This is a genomic window from candidate division KSB1 bacterium (genome assembly GCA_022566355.1).
GTDB lineage: Bacteria > Zhuqueibacterota > JdFR-76 > JdFR-76 > DREG01 > JADFJB01.
This window is the reverse complement of record JADFJB010000024.1, coordinates 1-17,460: the sequence shown is the minus strand read 5'-3', so window position 1 is coordinate 17,460 and position 17,460 is coordinate 1. Positions and strand designations below refer to the sequence as shown.

General features: G+C 43.0%; 13 protein-coding genes and 1 pseudogene. 1 reads left to right on the top strand and 13 read right to left on the bottom strand.

Annotated features, from left to right (window positions below; genetic code table 11):
• Window positions 1-6: 6 nt before the first annotated feature.
• The 12 genes and pseudogenes from IIC38_06425 to IIC38_06370 form a co-directional block, all read right to left on the bottom strand.
• Window positions 7-960 carry a glycosyltransferase family 2 protein gene (locus tag IIC38_06425; protein ID MCH8125581.1) on the bottom strand — a complete coding sequence of 318 codons (954 nt, stop codon included), beginning with the start codon at window positions 958-960 and terminating at the stop codon, window positions 7-9.
• Between the two features lie 1,141 nt (window positions 961-2,101).
• The gene (locus IIC38_06420; protein ID MCH8125580.1) at window positions 2,102-3,532 is read right to left on the bottom strand and encodes a flotillin family protein; all 1,431 of its coding nucleotides are present in this window, start codon (window positions 3,530-3,532) and stop codon (window positions 2,102-2,104) included.
• A gap of 48 nt (window positions 3,533-3,580) precedes the next feature.
• A complete protein-coding gene (locus IIC38_06415) occupies window positions 3,581-4,159 on the bottom strand; it encodes a hypothetical protein (protein ID MCH8125579.1) in 579 nt (192 codons plus the stop codon).
• 433 nt (window positions 4,160-4,592) lie between these two features.
• Window positions 4,593-5,039, bottom strand: a complete 447-nt coding sequence (locus IIC38_06410) for a VOC family protein (GenBank protein MCH8125578.1) — start codon at window positions 5,037-5,039, stop codon at window positions 4,593-4,595.
• Window positions 5,040-5,212: 173 nt separating this feature from the next.
• Entirely contained in the window at window positions 5,213-7,840 is a 2,628-nt protein-coding gene (locus IIC38_06405) for a peptidase M14 family protein (GenBank protein MCH8125577.1), read from the bottom strand.
• Between the two features lie 478 nt (window positions 7,841-8,318).
• Window positions 8,319-9,689 (bottom strand): T9SS type A sorting domain-containing protein, encoded by a 1,371-nt coding sequence (locus IIC38_06400; protein MCH8125576.1) that lies wholly within the window; start codon window positions 9,687-9,689, stop codon window positions 8,319-8,321.
• Entirely contained in the window at window positions 9,674-12,292 is a 2,619-nt protein-coding gene (locus IIC38_06395; GenBank protein MCH8125575.1) for a hypothetical protein, read from the bottom strand. Before IIC38_06395 ends, IIC38_06400 begins: the two co-directional genes overlap by 16 nt.
• Window positions 12,293-12,797: 505 nt before the next feature.
• On the bottom strand, window positions 12,798-12,932 hold the full coding sequence (locus IIC38_06390; protein MCH8125574.1) for an ABC transporter permease: 135 nt from the start codon (window positions 12,930-12,932) through the stop codon (window positions 12,798-12,800).
• A gap of 10 nt (window positions 12,933-12,942) precedes the next feature.
• Entirely contained in the window at window positions 12,943-15,312 is a 2,370-nt protein-coding gene (locus IIC38_06385; GenBank protein MCH8125573.1) for a T9SS type A sorting domain-containing protein, read from the bottom strand.
• 82 nt (window positions 15,313-15,394) lie between these two features.
• Window positions 15,395-15,601 (bottom strand): annotated as a pseudogene (locus tag IIC38_06380) (ABC transporter permease).
• A 244-nt stretch (window positions 15,602-15,845) separates the two neighbouring features.
• Window positions 15,846-16,046, bottom strand: a complete 201-nt coding sequence (locus IIC38_06375; GenBank protein MCH8125572.1) for a hypothetical protein — start codon at window positions 16,044-16,046, stop codon at window positions 15,846-15,848.
• A 91-nt stretch (window positions 16,047-16,137) separates the two neighbouring features.
• The gene (locus IIC38_06370; GenBank protein ID MCH8125571.1) at window positions 16,138-16,338 is read right to left on the bottom strand and encodes a hypothetical protein; all 201 of its coding nucleotides are present in this window, start codon (window positions 16,336-16,338) and stop codon (window positions 16,138-16,140) included.
• A gap of 306 nt (window positions 16,339-16,644) precedes the next feature.
• Between IIC38_06370 and IIC38_06365 the strand changes: the two genes are divergently transcribed.
• Window positions 16,645-16,782 (top strand): hypothetical protein, encoded by a 138-nt coding sequence (locus IIC38_06365; GenBank protein ID MCH8125570.1) that lies wholly within the window; start codon window positions 16,645-16,647, stop codon window positions 16,780-16,782.
• A gap of 292 nt (window positions 16,783-17,074) precedes the next feature.
• Here the strand turns inward: IIC38_06365 and IIC38_06360 are convergent, their stop codons facing one another.
• Entirely contained in the window at window positions 17,075-17,446 is a 372-nt protein-coding gene (locus IIC38_06360) for a hypothetical protein (protein MCH8125569.1), read from the bottom strand.
• Window positions 17,447-17,460: the final 14 nt, after the last annotated feature.

Sequence of the window (17,460 nt, the reverse complement as noted above, 5' to 3'; positions counted from 1 at the left end):
TTTGGACTACTTTCCTTCTTCAATTAATTCTCCATTAAATAACCTGTTTTTAACAATAAACAAAGGTCTCTGTTTAACTTGAAAAAAAGTACGGGATACATACTCCCCAATTACTCCAAGACAAACAAGTTGTACACCTCCAAATAATATGATGGCAAACAAAAGCCCTGTAAACCCAATTGGTACATCATCAGAAAATATTTTTTGATACAGAACTTTAAGAAAATACAGAAGTGCTATAGATATCGATCCAATACCAAGAGAAGTAATGAATTTAATGGGTAATACACTGAAGTTAAAAATGCCATTATAGGCCAATTTAAACAACTCTTTAAAAGAATATTTTGATTGACCTGCGACTCTGGCATCTCGTTCATATTCGACTCCTATTTGCTTAAAACCAGCCCATGCCCTCATGCCCCTTATATATCTGCTTTCTTCCGGCATGGAATTGATTAAGTCTACAACTCTTCTACTTAAGAGAGAAAAATCACCACTATCGAGAGGTATATCTACCAATGATAAGGATCTTAAAATGCGATAAAATGTATGGTAGCTTATTCTTTGTATGAAGCTTTCTTTTCTCTTTTTTCGGACCCCGTAAACAACATCATAACCCTGCTCATAGTATTTATAAAATGTTTCGAGAAGCTCTGGAGGATCTTGTAAGTCTCCATCTAAAATCATTACAGCCTCATTTGCATTTGCGTATTTTAACCCTGCAGTTATCGCAAACTGGTGTCCGAAGTTTCTTGAAAGAGAGATAATTTGGTACCTTTTATCATTCATGCCAATTGCATAAATTAACTCTTCTGTTTTGTCCTGACTTCCATCATTTACTAACACGACTTCAATTTCAAGACTCAGAGAATTCATTAAATTATTTAGTCTTTCGACCAAAAATCCTATAGATTCTTCTTCATTGTATAATGGTACCACAAGAGAAATTATCGGTTTCATTTAATTAATTTTTTGTTATAGCAGCTAACGAACCTATAAAAACAATTGTTCTTATAACCCCTATTTAGTGGTATAAACACAATTGCGTTTATTTCTCATTTAGCAACACTTCTTTAATATAATTTGTAGATTACCCGCCTAAACGCCGAACTCAGCTACGCTGTATTTGTACAATTTTCAATCAAAGAATGAAAATTATGGCACAGGTGCAGCCGTCAGCTGAAGCGAAATGTTAGCCGTAATGTTGTCAATTATAACAGTGACCTACGAGCGTGCTGTCAATATTCAGCCGCTTGAAGTTCTCGGTGCCAGCCTCCACCATTGAGACCTCTTATAAGATGTAAATATAATCGTTGTTCATATTTGTTTATTTTAGACCTGATTTTGGCAATACAGCTTCTATTTTCTACAAGCTTTGAGGTTGCTAACATAGATATAAACAAGTCGTTCTTACCATTTATAGATGACAAATCAAGCCGTTCATCCAATTCATTGATAATAGTTATTAATATCAAGAAAACAAATATTTAAATACATTTTTATTATTTTCTTTGCCAGTATAGGTGACTGCCACAGACTTACACTGACAAAAACAGCCATAGAGACTCAGAGGACACGGAGGGGTAAAATTATATTGATTTTATTTTAAACGATCAGCAGGACTGCGAACACCTCTACCACCTTGGTTCAAAACATACGTGTAGACCAAGGTCGTATCCTGACTGTTATTATTCAGAATTTTTGGTGAACTTGATCTAGCAATTTTGGTTTTTGAGGTTTTGAAATTGTGCGGTCCAACGTTTCCATAAATCCCCAACGGATTATTAAAATTTTAAATTAAACCGAAGATAGCCAACAGGTCTACAAAAATCAAGGAAAATCAAATAGAAAGATAAAACTAGATGACATACAATTCCCATTGAGTTAAAATCTCAAATTCTACCTTTGTATACCTTGAATAAATCATTCATCTTTTGACTCGCTTGTCCCGCAATAAAGCATGGCGGATGTTGTGGGAAGGGCGTTAAAAATGCGCCCTTACCCGATTAAACCACTTGCGAGTATACGCGTCGAAGTCGGGCCGCCAATGTTATAAAAAGGCCACAGATTTTATTCTATGGCCTTTGTATAAATTCGAATATTATTCTGACTTAGTTTTCTTTTCTTCTTTTGTAGATTCCTCAGAATCAACAACAACTGCTTCTTCTTTTGGTGAATTATTTACTTTATTACCATCTAGGGATTTACCCAGTATTTCCGGTAATTGCATACCCGCTAATTCAAATGCATCACTCAAAGCAGGCACGGATTTAATAAAATTAGATAGCCAATTGGCTGTAGTAGATCCATCACCGTTACTGCCGCCCTGGTCCCAAACCACAATTTTATCAATCTGGATACCGTTCAAAGCTTGCACCTGGATTTTGATTATTTCCGGCAGCTTATCAGCAACCATCAATTTAACGGCTGCATCAGCATTATTATCAGCAGCCTCCATAATTAGCTTAAAACCTTCAGCTTGTTTGGTAAGTATCTCTTTAATACCATCCGCTTCTCCCTTAAGTTTTTCGCGGATATTATCGCCTTCGCCCTTGCCTTCTTGACGTAATTTTTCGGCAGCAGCTTCAGCTTCAAGTGTTACTTTTTCTTTCGCAATTTCCGCCGGTACAATAATATCAGCTTTCCTAGTAGCTTCCTCTTTCTGCGCACGCGCCAACTCAGCAGCTTTTTGAGCTTCGTAAGCTGATTTTTCAGCTTCTGCTGCATTTATCAATTCAGCAGAGACAGCTAGTTTTTTTGCTTCAGATTGTTTAATCCGCATATCAGATTCACTAGCAGCCACAGTTACTTTAGCATTATTCTCGCCTTCTACAGCTTTTGCATTCGCTTCTGATACCTTGACTCTTTTATCTTGATTGGCTTGCGCTTCACCGACATCACCATCACGATCTTGTTTGGCCACTTCAACTTTAGCTCTATTGATAGCTTCAGAAGCAGCTTTTTTGCCCAATGCTTCAATATATCCGGATTCATCGGTTATGTCGGTTATGTTGACATTGATTAGCATTAAGCCGATTTTTTTTAGTTCGGACTCCACATTGTTCATAACTTTCTTTTCAAAATTTTCCCTGTCCGCATTGATCTCCTCAATATCCATTGTGGCGATGGTTGCACGCAGCTGGCCGAAAATAATATCCTTGGCGTTTTCTTCTATTTGATTCCTATCCATACTTAACATTCTTTCAGCAGCCGTATTCATTACGGCAGGATTAGTGGATATGCCGATCGTAAATCTTGAGGGTATGTTAACCCGGATATTTTGCTTTGACAAAGCGCCATCCAATCGAATATCAATGGTTAATGGCTGCAAAGAAAGAAACTTGTAGTTTTGTATCAATGGCCAGACAAATGCCGCGCCTCCATGAACACACTTGGAAGTTTTATCCTTGCCGACTTTACCAAATATCACCAGAACCCTGTCTGATGGACAACGTTTATAACGTGACATTGCACTGATCAGCGTAACAAAGACTATCACAGCCAAGCCACCTACGACAATAAGTATATACATTGTGCCTCCCGTATTTATTGATTAAATTCGATAAAATATCGAATTAGATTAGTTGGTTTTTTCTACTACTAATTGATTACTCACAACCCCAACAACTTTGACTTCTTGATTTCTCTTTAGTGGTTTGCTCTCACCGGTAACAGCTACCATTTCTCTATATACTTCACTGATGGTCATCGATACTTTACCCTGACCTTCATATAAAGCCGGAATCTCGATTGATACCCTGGCTAAGCTTCCGATGGCACTTTTTAATCTTACAGTCCCGTCACTACTCAATTTTGAGAGTCCAGTCAAGAGTGAAACTACAACAGCAACAAACACAACGCCAACCAAACTACTTATCAAACCTGTAAAAATGATGTGAATACCATAATCAAGGCAAGCCAATCCGCTCCAGGAAAATCCCATAAAAAATGCTACCATATTGTGACTTGTAAAATACTGCGCAAAAGAAAACCCGGTATCACTTGGGTCTTCCGCATGTGAATGGGAACTATCTTCATCGTGGCTTCCATCCACATCTCCGGAATCACCCTGAAAACCAACTAATGTCATCAAAGATTGAAGTATGAAAATTGATGAGGAAAATGTAGCAATTACCCAGAAAAATTTCTGAGTAAACATCAATGAACTCCACCATTCTTGCAATTTTATCACCTCCTTCCGTAAAGTATTATAACAATGTACTCATTTTTTATTCAACCAATCTATTTCCAAGCCGAACTCCAAGATTTTATTATAGGGGATTCCACACAAAAACTCACTTTCCATTCCATTTGCCTTTTCCATCATTTATTAGCCGGAACAAGCCGGAGAAGATGTATCTTATCATAAATAGGACGATAAACCGCCCAGGCGTCAAACCGTTCATCCGGCAATTTCGGCTTTTGAGAATTTGAAATTTTGTAGTACAACGTTTCCATAAATCCCCAACGGATTATTCTATTTTGAAATTATATAAAAATAACCAACAGACCTGCAAAAATCAAGAAAAATCAGGAATTGAAATATAAAAGCAATATGGCACATAATTCCCGTTGAACTTAAATCTTAAATTTCAACCTTCGTGAGCGTTGAATAAATCGATCATCTTTTGGCTCGCTTGTCCAACTTCGAGGATATAGCCATCAGGATCACGCATATAACATCGAATTTCCCAGCCATGGTTGTCGAGCGGTTCCGTTAGAAAGTGCGCGCCTTTTTCCTTCCAGTCATTGTAGCAGCTTTGTATATCCGCCACTCGCAAATTCAAAAAACTGTTGACTTTATTGGGATCTTGCGGAGGTTCAAGAAATACTTCCGGTTTATCCGGCGTAGGCCCGCCGCCGGAGTTGAGTATGATCCAGGAGTTTGCCAGTTTTATGATACAGGGATTTTCGGGATTAACGACTTTTCCGCCAAGGATGCCAACATAAAATTCCCTGGATTTCGACTGGTCTTCGACCGTTAAAAAGTGAGTGACAAAAAATCCTGTTTGCGGGATGGGTGCGTTTGGTAAATCCATAAAAAACTCCTGAAATCATCATATTTTAATTGATTACTATTATAAATTCGATATAAGATATTCATGGTTCGACTCCGCTCACCATGCTTAAATTCAGCTGCTTGAGCCCTTCGACAAGCTCAGGATGAACTCGTCGAAAGCCGATTGTCTCAGTGTTCAAGTATATTTTTTACTCAATTTCCAGCCGGCCCACTCACCAGGGCGTTAAAAACCAGCTTGAATGTGCCATGGGTCTGCATGCGGTGCTGGGCACGAAATCCGATAAGAATCACCACACCATCACCATGTTCTACCGATACCATTGCCGCTTTCTCGGCGATCAATGCCCCGCCAACCAGCCAGCCGCTTTGGAGAATGTCGCGCTCCACGAAGGTCACGATGCGATCAATGCGGTGGTTTTTTTCACTCGGGATAACCTGGTAGACATCATTATTTCTCAGGAATAACCCAAGCCCTTCTTTCGGCATGCCATAAGCGAGGGGATTGCTGTTGTCGAATTCCATTCTCAATGTCGAGCCAGGTGACCAGAAATCTTTAGAGGATACACCGTCTACGACATTGCGGATCGGCAGTTTGAACTTTTCGATCGGGAGTTCTCCGGCTTGTCCAAATGTCACCAAAGTGCCGCCTTTCTCGACGAAAGCTTTGAGCGCATCGACGCCTTCTTGCCCGAAGCCGCTGCGGTATTCCGGTGGATAGGCCTCAGGTCTGCGGCTGGAAAAATCATTGCCTTCCGGACGCTTTCCGGTCATGGTGGCAATGTTGTCGTCCGGCAGGATGATTACATCATACTTTTTGTGAAGGTTACCTGCTTTCAGTTCTTTATCTTTGAACGAAGCATATGGAAATTCGAATTTCTCCAACAATAATCGGGTCCACCCTTCATCCATGTTGCCGCCGAGATAGCGCTGGTACATCCCGATACGCATGCGTTTAAGCGGCCGGCTCACAGACGATCCATCAGAGTTGAGCGCTTTAAAATCCACACCGGTTTTCCCGGCCACTTCGGCAACGAGATCATCCGGGGCGGATGCGGGAATGATAAAGTCACCGGGATCCAAACCAGCAGCCTGTCGATCGACACGCCTCACTTTGACTTTGCCATTCCAAAGCAAGTTCACAGCTGTAAAGCTATCGTTCAATCGGCCATCGAGGACGTATCCGTGCTGCCCTTTATTCACTTGTCCCGATGGAGAGATAGGTTCTGCCACCCGTACCAGGTCTGTTTCCACAGGGGTATCGACAGGATCCACCCGAACACCCATGTATTCGGCAATGTTGTCGGTAGACATATCGTATGGGCGAATCGGATTGCCGTCACGGTCGCGCGTGTAAGAATTGTCAGGATAGTAGGTCCGGCCCAATAGCCAGCGGATCACCCCCCGTTTGGGTTGCGCCATGGACACAACAAACGACTCTGCACCATAGACCCTGCCTTCGTGAGTGAATGCAGACGAGGCTTTCCGTACCTCGATCCCCTGACCGAGTAATGTGTTTATCATTTTTTTTGCAGTGAGAGGATCGTGCTGATTTGCAGGAATAACGAACGCCGCAGGCTTGCCATTTGCACCACGCTCCGTTTGCCGTTTGGCTTTGAGATAGGCGTTGCGGAGGACGGTCTCCCGGTTTCTTGCCGCCATATCCAGCGCAGCGATTGCAGCGATCTTCTGTTGTTCGACGATATCCCGCACATGCCACCAGCCGCCTTTCCAGGGGTTGGGAAACGATGTCTGCTCCTGGTATTCGGGCAAACCCCGGCGAGAACCCTGGAGCTGATCCGGATGCAGAAAGAGCGGAGTCGCCAACCGTGCACTGGCGGATTCGGTCAGCATTCCTGCAATGTTGTGGAAAGGGGTAATCCAATGAAAGCCAAAATGGCCCCAACCTGAATAGATTGCCGCGTTCACCACTCCGGCTTTACCAGCCTCCTCTTCTTTATAAGCGATATGCGCTCCGTACCAGGCCATTTCACGCCATACTAGCGGATCGCCGCCGGGACGGATCGGTTCGGCATAGGGCGGCACATAAAGCCGGGCGCCATAAGCTCCCATCTGGTGATGATCGATATAAGCCTGGGGAATCCAATCCTTGAAGATGATCTTTGCGCCGTAAACGGACTCGATAGTGTTTTGCATAAACGCATCGCGATTGTTGTCGTGGCCGATATAATGGTGATACAACCACGGCAAACCGACGCCTTCAAATTCTGTCCCCACAGTTTTATTGTACCAGTCGGTTATCATGATTTCACCATCGGGATTGAAGCATGGGATCATGATCGCGATGGTATTGTCCAGGATACGGAGCATTTCATCGTCATCGCGGGTTACCATATCATAAGTGATCTCCGCCGCAGCCTGGCTTGCTGCAACCTCCGACGAATGGAGCCCGAACGACTGTACAACGACCGCCACACCTCGGGCAATGGCATCCTTTATTTCCGACTCACTAGCACCCCGGGGATCGCTCAAAGTAGCGTTAATCTGACGTAAGTCTTCGAATCTTGCCAGATTTTCAGGCGAGGATATGTACAATACTAAAAAAGGATTGCCCAATGTGGATGGTCCCATATCCACGACTTTCAGCCTCGGGCTCTCGCTGCCGAGAAGGTGGTAATACTCCACAAGTTTATCCCAGCGTGCAAGTTTACGATCGGCACCCATTTCGAAGCCGAAGAAGCTCTCCGGAGAAGGGATTTGCTGAGCCACAGCATGCTTCGGGGTGAATATGAATGCCGATAGTCCGATGAACAAGGCAAGAATAAGAAGTGTAAATCGGATCGGGCAATGTTTTGATTTCATAAGACACTCCTTGAGTTTAAGTGAAATGGGTTGAGTGTGTTTGGTCATTAGTTTCTGACCGAAAAACACCCATTCTGTCATTCCCGCATGCTTTCCCATTAAAAACGTACGGGTACAAGTTTAGCGGGAATCTACTAATTAATTAACTGTATAAATGCAAAGATACAGGTACAACTATCGAAAGGCAAGGGTTATCGTGATTTGACCTGTGCATTTCGCTTCCCCGGAACCTGGCAAGGTCCGGTAAAACTCCCCTTTTTATCACAAAAAGTATTCAAAGAAATAGCCACTCGTAGCACCTATTGTTTCTGCAGCTCACTCTTACACGGGTTGTAAAACCGTCAGAAATAATTCTTATTTCATAAATTTTTACCCCTCAAAAGTAAACTACTTTCTTCCCATACATTTTGAATATTCTTTTTGCTATGGTAACCTTACACATAACATGATCGTTAGTCTCAAGATTGATCATTTTCGATCATTTGAGAAGTAGCATTTTTCTCGCCTTAATGTTTTTACCAGCTTCAATTCGATATATGTAAACGCCGGAAGCAACCTTTAGATTTGTTCCATTCTTGCCATCCCATTGGACGGTATATGAACCAGCCAACTGTTTCTTGTCTATGAGTGTTTTGACTCTTTGGCCGAGAATGTTATAAATCACCAGCTTTACATCTGTAGCCTCAGGTAAATCGTACTTAATTGTCGTTGTCGGATTGAACGGGTTTGGATAGTTGTCGTATAATGCAAATTTCTTTGGGATATTGCCATCTGAATCTGAGATGCTGGTGACAACATCTGGCTTTGCAGGTGTTTTTTCCCGATTACCCACATTATCTCTCGCTATGCTGTAAAAGGAATAATCTATATTTGGTACTCCGACATAGACTGCTGTAGTAACTCTGGTATTACGGAGCCAGGGAACGTAGGCGCCACTACCATCAGCCACATAAATTGTATAGTCTGAAATTCCGCTACCGATGTCGGAACCAGTCCAATGTAATTCAAACATACTCGAATCTGCTCTCGTATCCGGAAGTTCAATAAAGGAGAGTATTTTACTATTTGGCAAATCTGCATCAATTGTATTTATCCATGGACCTAAACCTGGGATTTCACTATCTGGATTTGGTGGTGCCGGATTCCATGGACCAACCCCATCGAAGTTCACAAATGCCTGGTTCTTAATCTTGGTGCCCGTTGATAAACCTGATTTGGGTTTAACAGAATAGGAAACCCAGCCAATTTGATAGCCCGTAGAATCAATCGGCGGTAGAAATCCGGCCAATGGGTCTTCCGGCAGCTTGCCTGTTGCGGGGTCGAGGGAGCGAAATGTCCAACGCAGTTCCCGGCTATCCTGATCGTATTTGCCTTCGACATTAACAATCAAATCGAAGTCAGGACGCATGTCGACATCGACGTTGAAATAATGCCCGCCCTCAAGCTCGACTGACCATCTCAAAAAGCCTGTCTGCCTAAACTTGAGGGTGGTATCATCAAAATTCGCATCCAGCGTATCAACGATAAAGACCTCTTGCGCCGGCGCCGTAGCATCCTCTTTGTTCCAGAAGTCGATGCGATAGGAGAAAGCTTCGGCCATTGCAGTGTATCTCTGAACTGAGTTAGATGAAGAATCCGTGATATTATATCCTTTTGGTCCGAACTTATCTTCTGGCGTAAGGGAACCGGCTAAGGGTGCCTCTAACCTATCGAAATACCCATCAATCGCGGCATTCCCGCCTTTTATAAGTTCAGAACCAGTTGCTGCCAGATCACCAACAGCACCAAGCCCTCCCCCAATTCGAATACCCAAACCTGCACCTGCGGGACCTCCTAGCCAAAATCCCAATATCCCACACCTAATGTCGCGCCAGTGATTGTCCAAGTAGGAACAGCATGATTCCAAAGAGCATTGGTAATGTGTTGACCAGACTTTCGCACCTTTTCACGAAATGGTGGAGGATATGATAATGCAGTTTTCGTGACGAAAGTAGAGTTAGAATACTTATCGACTATAGCGTCTTCAAAGATCTTGAATATTGGGGATGTTGCAATACTATCAATGTTTCCTGTCATACTAAAACTAGAACTACTGGCAATGCGTAAATCTGCTTCCATCCAAAAGAGATTACTATTTAAAGAAGAGGGGACATTAACATCTACTTCAAAAGAGAACTCACTTCCAGCCCCTAAACGTAGCAGCCAGATTGGTAATACTTGTGCATCATTCGTTTCAACAATCATTGGGAAATCTTCCCATGGTACCCCAATCTCCTTTAAAGGATCAAAAACAATAGAAGGGATATTCGGAAAGTGTTGTGTAATAAGTATTTTCTTGGGCAAATTTATGAAGAGAACCAAATCATAGATATCAACATTGCCCCGATTACCAAACTTAATAATATATTTGAAATTACGACCGTACCGGATTATGCTTCGCCCTATGATTTCTACCCAAACATCTGGTTCACCTACTCTCTCTATAGTAAAACTTTTTGGGGCAACAGAATATTGTTCATTAAGGTTTACTACTTTTAGAACCCACTCACCAGGTTCGGCGCCCGACAACAAAAAGGTAGCGGTTAAGGATCGTCTCGTAGAATCGCCGACTACTTTATTAGCAAGAATGTTTTCATAACCATCGCGGATGAAGATAACTGAGGCTTTGGGGTCCAAACCTGAACCTGAAATCACGAAAGTCACAGGCTTAGCGGTTCCCCCTCTGTAAGTAGATAGTCCTGTTATAGAAACATCAGATGGCGGAGGCTGTTCAACAGGTTTGGTATCTGAAATAATCAAATACTCTCTTCTTTGCCGATCCGCTCCTGTAATTACTGCCGAGTCCATATATCGCAAGTAATACTGGCCCGCAGATGGGTTGTTGATCTGGCCTTCCAAGTGGTAGCCGTTGCGTGGTCTTGAAATTTGCCAGTGCTGCTCCTGGTTGCCGATGTACTCATAGAAAATATCCAGCGTACTCCAAATACCGAAACCTTCCGTCTCAAAGAATATTGTCGATTGATTGGCCGGAACGTCTAACTGAAACCAATCCCAACCATAAGGTCTAAGAACTTCACCCTTTTGCCATTCGCCAAGTTTTAGTTCAGGCAATGCCCCACAAACTTTTATCTGTCCATCACCAAGATCACTACTAAAGATTTTTATGGTGTAGAAGCCGGTTTCTGGTTGCTTAAGGTGTATTTCGAAGTCGTTATTGCCACTCTTGGAAGCGATCTCTTGTCCTTCCGTTGAAAGGCGAATATTGCCACGCCATGTTCCTGAGTAACCTATTTTCGTAGATTTCTTCACTAACACAAAGAGGTCTTCTTGTCCCAGCGGAACATTTACGCCAACTTCTAATGAAGTGCCTTTAGCAACATTAAATTCCTCCCACTGACCGAAAGCAAGCTCCTGGCCTTCAAACTCAAGAACTTTAAACCCCGAAAAAAAAGTATACGAGTCACTGTTGGGATTGACCACTTTGATATCGCCTGAACCCTCGGCGGCTTCTGCCAGATCGAAAGTGACATCTATTGTATCGCTACTAATAAAGTTTGTCGATAGGCTGTCCGACACCAAGTCAGGCTCACCTTGTTTGCTAAGTATTGCTGTTACTCCCTCCTCAAAACGCCTCCCGCTCAGCCGTATTGTGAAAAGGCCCCCATTTAATCCTACACGGGGCGTGACCAAGTGTATTTCTGGTCCGGTTCCTTTTGCTGATTTGCTGACGACCACAAAACCCGTCTCCGTATCACCCCCCAATAGTGTCTGGTGAAATGAGGAAAAGGAATAGGGATAGGTAGAGGCAATTAAAGGCACCCAAACCGGAAATGACAAAGTTATACTTTGGCCGGGTAGTAGATGAATATCATCTATTTGCTCGTCATAGATATCATGAATCTGAAAGTTTGCTGCAAATCGTTCCTCTTGCCAACCGATATTTGTAAACGTTGCTTGTGGTGTAGTTGCTGTCCCCACAGAAACAATGCCAAGTAGGTCTTCGACAGATGTTATCTGAATTAGGGACCCACTAAGCAGACCGGACCATGCAAGTTGGTAAGTTCCGGCATTATCTCCAATGTCATCACTAGCAACTAAAAGATATGAACCGGAAATCTTAAACTGGGAGCTATTGATCTGTGCTGATGATCCGTTTTTGGTTCTTAGAATTAATTCACCACTGGGGCCATAAAGTTCAAGCTGAGGATCAAGAAAACCTGATAGTCGCGTCATCTTGATAAGTACCTCGCTATCAACCGAAGCGAGAAACAAGTAAGCCTTGCGTTGAACAAAGTCTAATACGGCTTCAGTAGAGCCGCTTCCGGATAGAGTATCTGCAGTCGCTAACAGGTGCTGGTCAGTATCGATGTTAATTCTATAACCTCCGATAGCTGCCCCGTTTTCTCTAACAAGGATAACGTGAGTGCCTGAATCAGCAAGCACGACACGCAATTCGGTGACACCAGGACTTGATTCGTTACTCAAAGAAGCACCGTCAGGACCAAACAGCTCCACACGCAGTTGAAAGTTAGTCTTGCCTTCAGTGCTTCGAATTAAGATAACGTCCCCGGATTCACCAGCAAAAGTGTAATAATCACGTTCTGAAGGTGATGAGATAGAACCGGCAACATTGGTGCCATACTGTATTTGTGTTGAATCGGTTTTACCGGATTTCGCAAAAATGATACTTGGCATTACTACGAGGCAGAGAAGCCCGATTTTTAGAATCTTACTAATTCTCTTTTGCATCTTAATGATCTCCTTGGACAGAGCGGTGTGTTGCAAATGAATGTCGAAACCTGCTCCAACTATTCGGTTTTTCAGTTTTTGAAGTTGTATGGTGCAACGCTACCATGGTTTCCCCAACGGATTATTCAATTTTTTGAATAAATCCAAGGTAATCAACAAGGTTGAAATAGTCAAGGCAAATCTAACATTTCTGTAACAAAATCCGAAGCTATTCGAATAGTTCAAGATTAGATTTTATGAATGTTAGAAATAGCGCCGTCGAAATTCCAGCCGAACCAAATATCATGCACATAGCCATGATTTGATAGCAAACGGCAAGTAGAGGAGAGATACCTGATAAAATCTGTTCCCCACTACCTCATTAGCAGCATCTTCCGGTGTTGGGTAAACTGCCCTGCTTTCAGCCGGCTCACGTATAGACCGCTTGCAACTTCGCTGCCCCGCTCATTCCGGCCATCCCAAAGAAAGCTGTGATTTCCGGCAGGAAGATTTTCTTGAACTAAAGTACGAACGAGCTGTCCATTCAAATTGTAAATAGCCAAAGTCACTTCTGATTGTACAGGCAGTTTGATTTGAATGGTTGTGGCAGGATTAAACGGATTGGGATAATTCTGCTCTAAAGCAAAGGACCCGGGCACCTGGTTTTCTGTCTCCGCTACAAAAGTTGCAATTGCTTGAAGCACGATATCAACCTCAGTTTCTGTTCCATAAGCAATACTGGTGACCAGGGTATCCGCACCATAGCCGGGGGCGTCCGTAATGATCGTAATGGATTCGCCTGTCCCTGAATTTGCATCAGCCAGGTAGCGAAATGTGTAGCGGCCGCCGCCAGGGACGAATTGCACAAATCCCCTTTCTGAGGATTTTACCGTGATATTTTCTATGGCATGATCCGCCTCATCCAGGACATGGCCCGAGATTACAGCTACAGGAAATGTTTGGGTGAGACTTGTGTTCAAGGTCATCCGGCCATCGACGGAACGCTCGAAATAATCCTGCCAAACTCTGCGAAAATTCGCGATCTTGTCAAGATCGCCTTGTGATGGCGTGCTGCCATTCCGGATGACAAGCATAAACACTTGCCTGAAGTCTTTGGGCGCATCAGCTTCAGCGGGAAGCCGCGGCCCTTCGGCGGCGATGATGGCTTCAATAGTCACTTCCACAGCGGTTCCTGTCGCAAATGCATTCATGAGTGGTGGTCCTTGCGAGCGGTTAGCTAACAAGTCATTCGTCGCACTGCTGACAAAAATAGTAGGGGCAACCTCCTCCGGTGCTCTCAACCCCATAAGATATTCATCGAGTTCGCTAAAAAAATCTATCTGAGTCCGGCTGGTAAATGTGTTTCCTGAAACGTGTTCCCAATCCCCGCCTTGCATCACCGAGTGGTCGGTATCGAAATAGTAACTCCAGTGGGCATCCTGACGCCCGATGATTAAATCGCTCGTATCTCCATTCGCATCGACGAAATTGACAAACGCTCCCCAGCGGTGTCCGGATTCCTGGCCCATAATGGTCAAAAAAGTATGCCCGGATGAAGGCAATCGTGCTTCGGGATCGATCGGCCAGACGCTCATTTGGTTCATATTACAAATACTCTCAAGAATACTATTGCTACCATAGGCTTGGCTTCCGTCTCGAATACGTACACCAATCCCTTGAATATTAGTCTTAATTGTTCTTGAATTGGCGAAACCACGCATGGTTTGTTGAAAATTCGTAAAGAAAACTGCTTGAAAAAAACTGTCGGGGTAAGTTTGATAAAACCTATTCATTAAAGCGAAACGGTTTACCATCGGGTTTTGAACATTAAGGTAGGTTTCAAATATTCCGGCGCCGGCAGGTCCGGTAAAAGGGATATTATCCGAAAAGCTGATTGCTTCTAGATTTGGCATACCGCCGGGATGAATTCCAAAAGTAATTGGGGCGCCGCTGGTTTGATTTTTAGTCGTAACCCCATTGAAGGAGATGTCGAAAGTATTGTCAAAACGAAGTACTAACTGGATGGTATTCAGGTTATTTGTGCGGAACTCAGCGATTTGATTCCAGGTAATGGTCACTTTGCCCGATTCACTTTTGAAAAAAACATCGCCACTCTCCTCCGGATTTAAATCCATGAAGTAAGCGGCAATTTTTGGCAGGGTACTAAAAAAATCATTATTATTGAAACGGCCTGAGCTTGCATTAATGTCGCCGCCAAAACTAATGATGCCATTAGCGTTTACATGTATAGCGGTCCAACTCCCGCCATAATAAGTAAATATAAAGGGGAGGTCGGCCGTCGCATTCGCATCATCTTCCAAATTAAGGTTGTTGCCGAAATCCGAATCAAAGCTAAATGCAATATTTGCAACATCATAGCCATTATTAGCATTTGGTGTAAAATGAAAAGTCTTCATATCCGTGTCAAACAGATTAATACCGGTAATAAGGAAGCTACCATCATCTTCAATCACCGCGACATCGTCAAAAACAAAATCTCTACCGGGTAATACTCCTCCTGACTTGTTCAGACTTTTCATTCTTGCCTGGTATTGGTAGTAATGCCACAAGAACTCCTGGTCCGATCCTTTGTAAACCCCGCATTCAAATCCTGTCGCAGGAGTTGATGAATTGCTGCGACTCCTGGGTTTATTGGGGTTGCCCTCTGCTTTCACAATGCTGGTGGAAAACAAGACTAGCAAAGAACAAATGGCGAGCTGCGTTAACATGTTTATAAGCTGCATAACATCCTCCATTGAGGGCTACAGTTAAAAACCAAAGTGCTCATTAACCTTTTTTCATAATTTTCAATTCTTTTTGAGGTTGCTATTTAAAGAGTTCAAGATTCGATTTTATGAATGTCAGAAATAGCGCCGTCGAAATTCCCGCCGAACCAAATATCATGCACATCACCATGATTTGATAACGAACCGCTAGTAGAGGAGAGATACCCGATAAAATCTGCCCGGTCATCATCCCCGGCAGCGAAACAAGTCCCACGGCAAAAAATGCATTGAGTATCGGAATCAAGGATGTTCGCAATGCCGTGTTCCTGAAGAGCGATAGTTTCTATAGATAGAGTAAGTGTGAATTACGACGGGTTAACGAGCGCTTAAAGTAATGATTAAAATTAAAATAAACTTGAATAAGACGCACAAGCAACCCAAAAAGCAGGAACCTTGCCGTCAACTCCACAGTGTTAGCCAATGATGCACCGACTTTTATTTTGTAAAACAACTTGCCTTTAGTATTTATTCTGCTTTGATTATTGAACGAACTACAAAACTGATCTTATTACAGCAATGTTATTTCGTAGCCATTCATTAACAATTGTTTCGGTGTCAACGTTTTTCTCCTTGGCATACTTGCGAATAAATTCAGCTATCTCAGGCTCCAAGTAAACGGGTAGATTTAATTGAACATCGGTATGATAGAATTTACCACGCTCGCCTTTAGAGAAATCGTATTCTTTTTTTATCATTAATATTCCTCGTATTGTTCGGTTTCCTTTTTGGTTAGCAACACTGGATAACAATAGGTAAAAACACCGATTAGGTGCAATTTGTCCGTCATTTAACTCCAACGGCCTTGAAGAAGGTATAGCAAAATGTGCCGTGTTCATTCTCTGCAACTTTATGCAGATCGCGTATTCCCTTGTCCCAAGAAGTCTTGTCCGTAAATCCAATCTCCAGCGCATAAGAATAAAGTAATCGCATTCTTGGAAATACGCCTTGCCCAGTCCTGGGTGGATATCCGCCCGCACTTTGCACTGGCGCTTCGTTATACATGGTCTTAATTAGTTCGTTTATAGATACAAAATCCTTTCTAACTGAGAGTGCAATTGCCGAATGTAGGGAAATTTCGCCCCTAACATCGTACTGCAAAAGTTGGAGTAGATTTTCAGCACTCTTAGTTTCTGTGAGACCGGATAGTTCCTTTATTTGCTCTAAACGTTTGTAGTGATCGCACCCCGAACCTATGTCACCAACTTCAACTCTTATAAAGCAGCATTATTATCTTTTTTGTTAAATAGTTTTTTGAAGAATTTCATAAGCAATCTCCTTTAAGTATGTTTTATGACAGGCATAACGGCCGGCGATCACCTGCCGAAATTAGCGGCCAACAACATTGAAGTTGAAGACGAAAACCACCAGCCGCGTTTTCGGGCAGGTGCAAACAATCATACCGGGGGTTTGATTAAAATCGTAATCTAACGAATTGGTAGAGTATGTTTAATCTGCAATAAATTAGTAATATTTGTACCTTTTAGGGTCGTGTTGCTAAACAAACAATCAAATAACCAAGGTGTTCTCGTCTTTTTAGGTTACGATATAACCTAAATCTCTCAAAACCTAAAATACAAACATAAATGATAAATCCAGATGGGCGGCTAAGTTCAACCATGCGTTGCACATCGACCCAAAAAACTGGGATCGAGTGCGAACGCTTATTCGTTATACCACGAACAACGCAGTTTGAAATAATCTAAGTGATGTTATTTCCAACCTATTCAAACTTGACGGGTCCCATGGTTTCATCCAACCAATTATTGATAATCGGGGCCCGTATCTCTAATGCCGGCATGTGGCCGGCGTCAACCAACGCAAGCCGTTTTGGCTCTTGCATCAAGGTATAAAGCGGTAGCGCCTCCGTTTTGAAAGCCGCCACTTCATCATACCTGCCGTGCAACATGAGCTTGGGAGGCTTGATATACGGTGCGAAATTAATCGCGTTCGCTTCAGGGAGCAAGAGCCTGATGTAGGGTTGGATGCCTCCGCCGATGAAGATGACAGAGCGGTACCGATCTTCAATAGCCGCGTAAACAGCGCCGATCGCATCTGCTCCCCAGCTGAAACCTAAATGGGCAATCTTATCCATGTCAATGTCTCCCC

Bases quoted from the DNA above. Each gene is read 5' to 3' on its own strand.
- IIC38_06410 (MCH8125578.1), bottom strand. From the start codon at position 5,039: ATGGATTTACCAAACGCACCCATCCCGCAAACAGGATTTTTTGTCACT.
- IIC38_06385 (MCH8125573.1), bottom strand. From the start codon at position 15,312: ATGCAGCTTATAAACATGTTAACGCAGCTCGCCATTTGTTCTTTGCTA.
- IIC38_06420 (MCH8125580.1), bottom strand. From the start codon at position 3,532: ATGTATATACTTATTGTCGTAGGTGGCTTGGCTGTGATAGTCTTTGTT.
- IIC38_06425 (MCH8125581.1), bottom strand. From the start codon at position 960: ATGAAACCGATAATTTCTCTTGTGGTACCATTATACAATGAAGAAGAA.
- IIC38_06415 (MCH8125579.1), bottom strand. From the start codon at position 4,159: ATGTTTACTCAGAAATTTTTCTGGGTAATTGCTACATTTTCCTCATCA.
- IIC38_06405 (MCH8125577.1), bottom strand. From the start codon at position 7,840: ATGAAATCAAAACATTGCCCGATCCGATTTACACTTCTTATTCTTGCC.
- IIC38_06360 (MCH8125569.1), bottom strand. From the start codon at position 17,446: ATGGATAAGATTGCCCATTTAGGTTTCAGCTGGGGAGCAGATGCGATC.
- IIC38_06365 (MCH8125570.1), top strand. From the start codon at position 16,645: ATGACAGGCATAACGGCCGGCGATCACCTGCCGAAATTAGCGGCCAAC.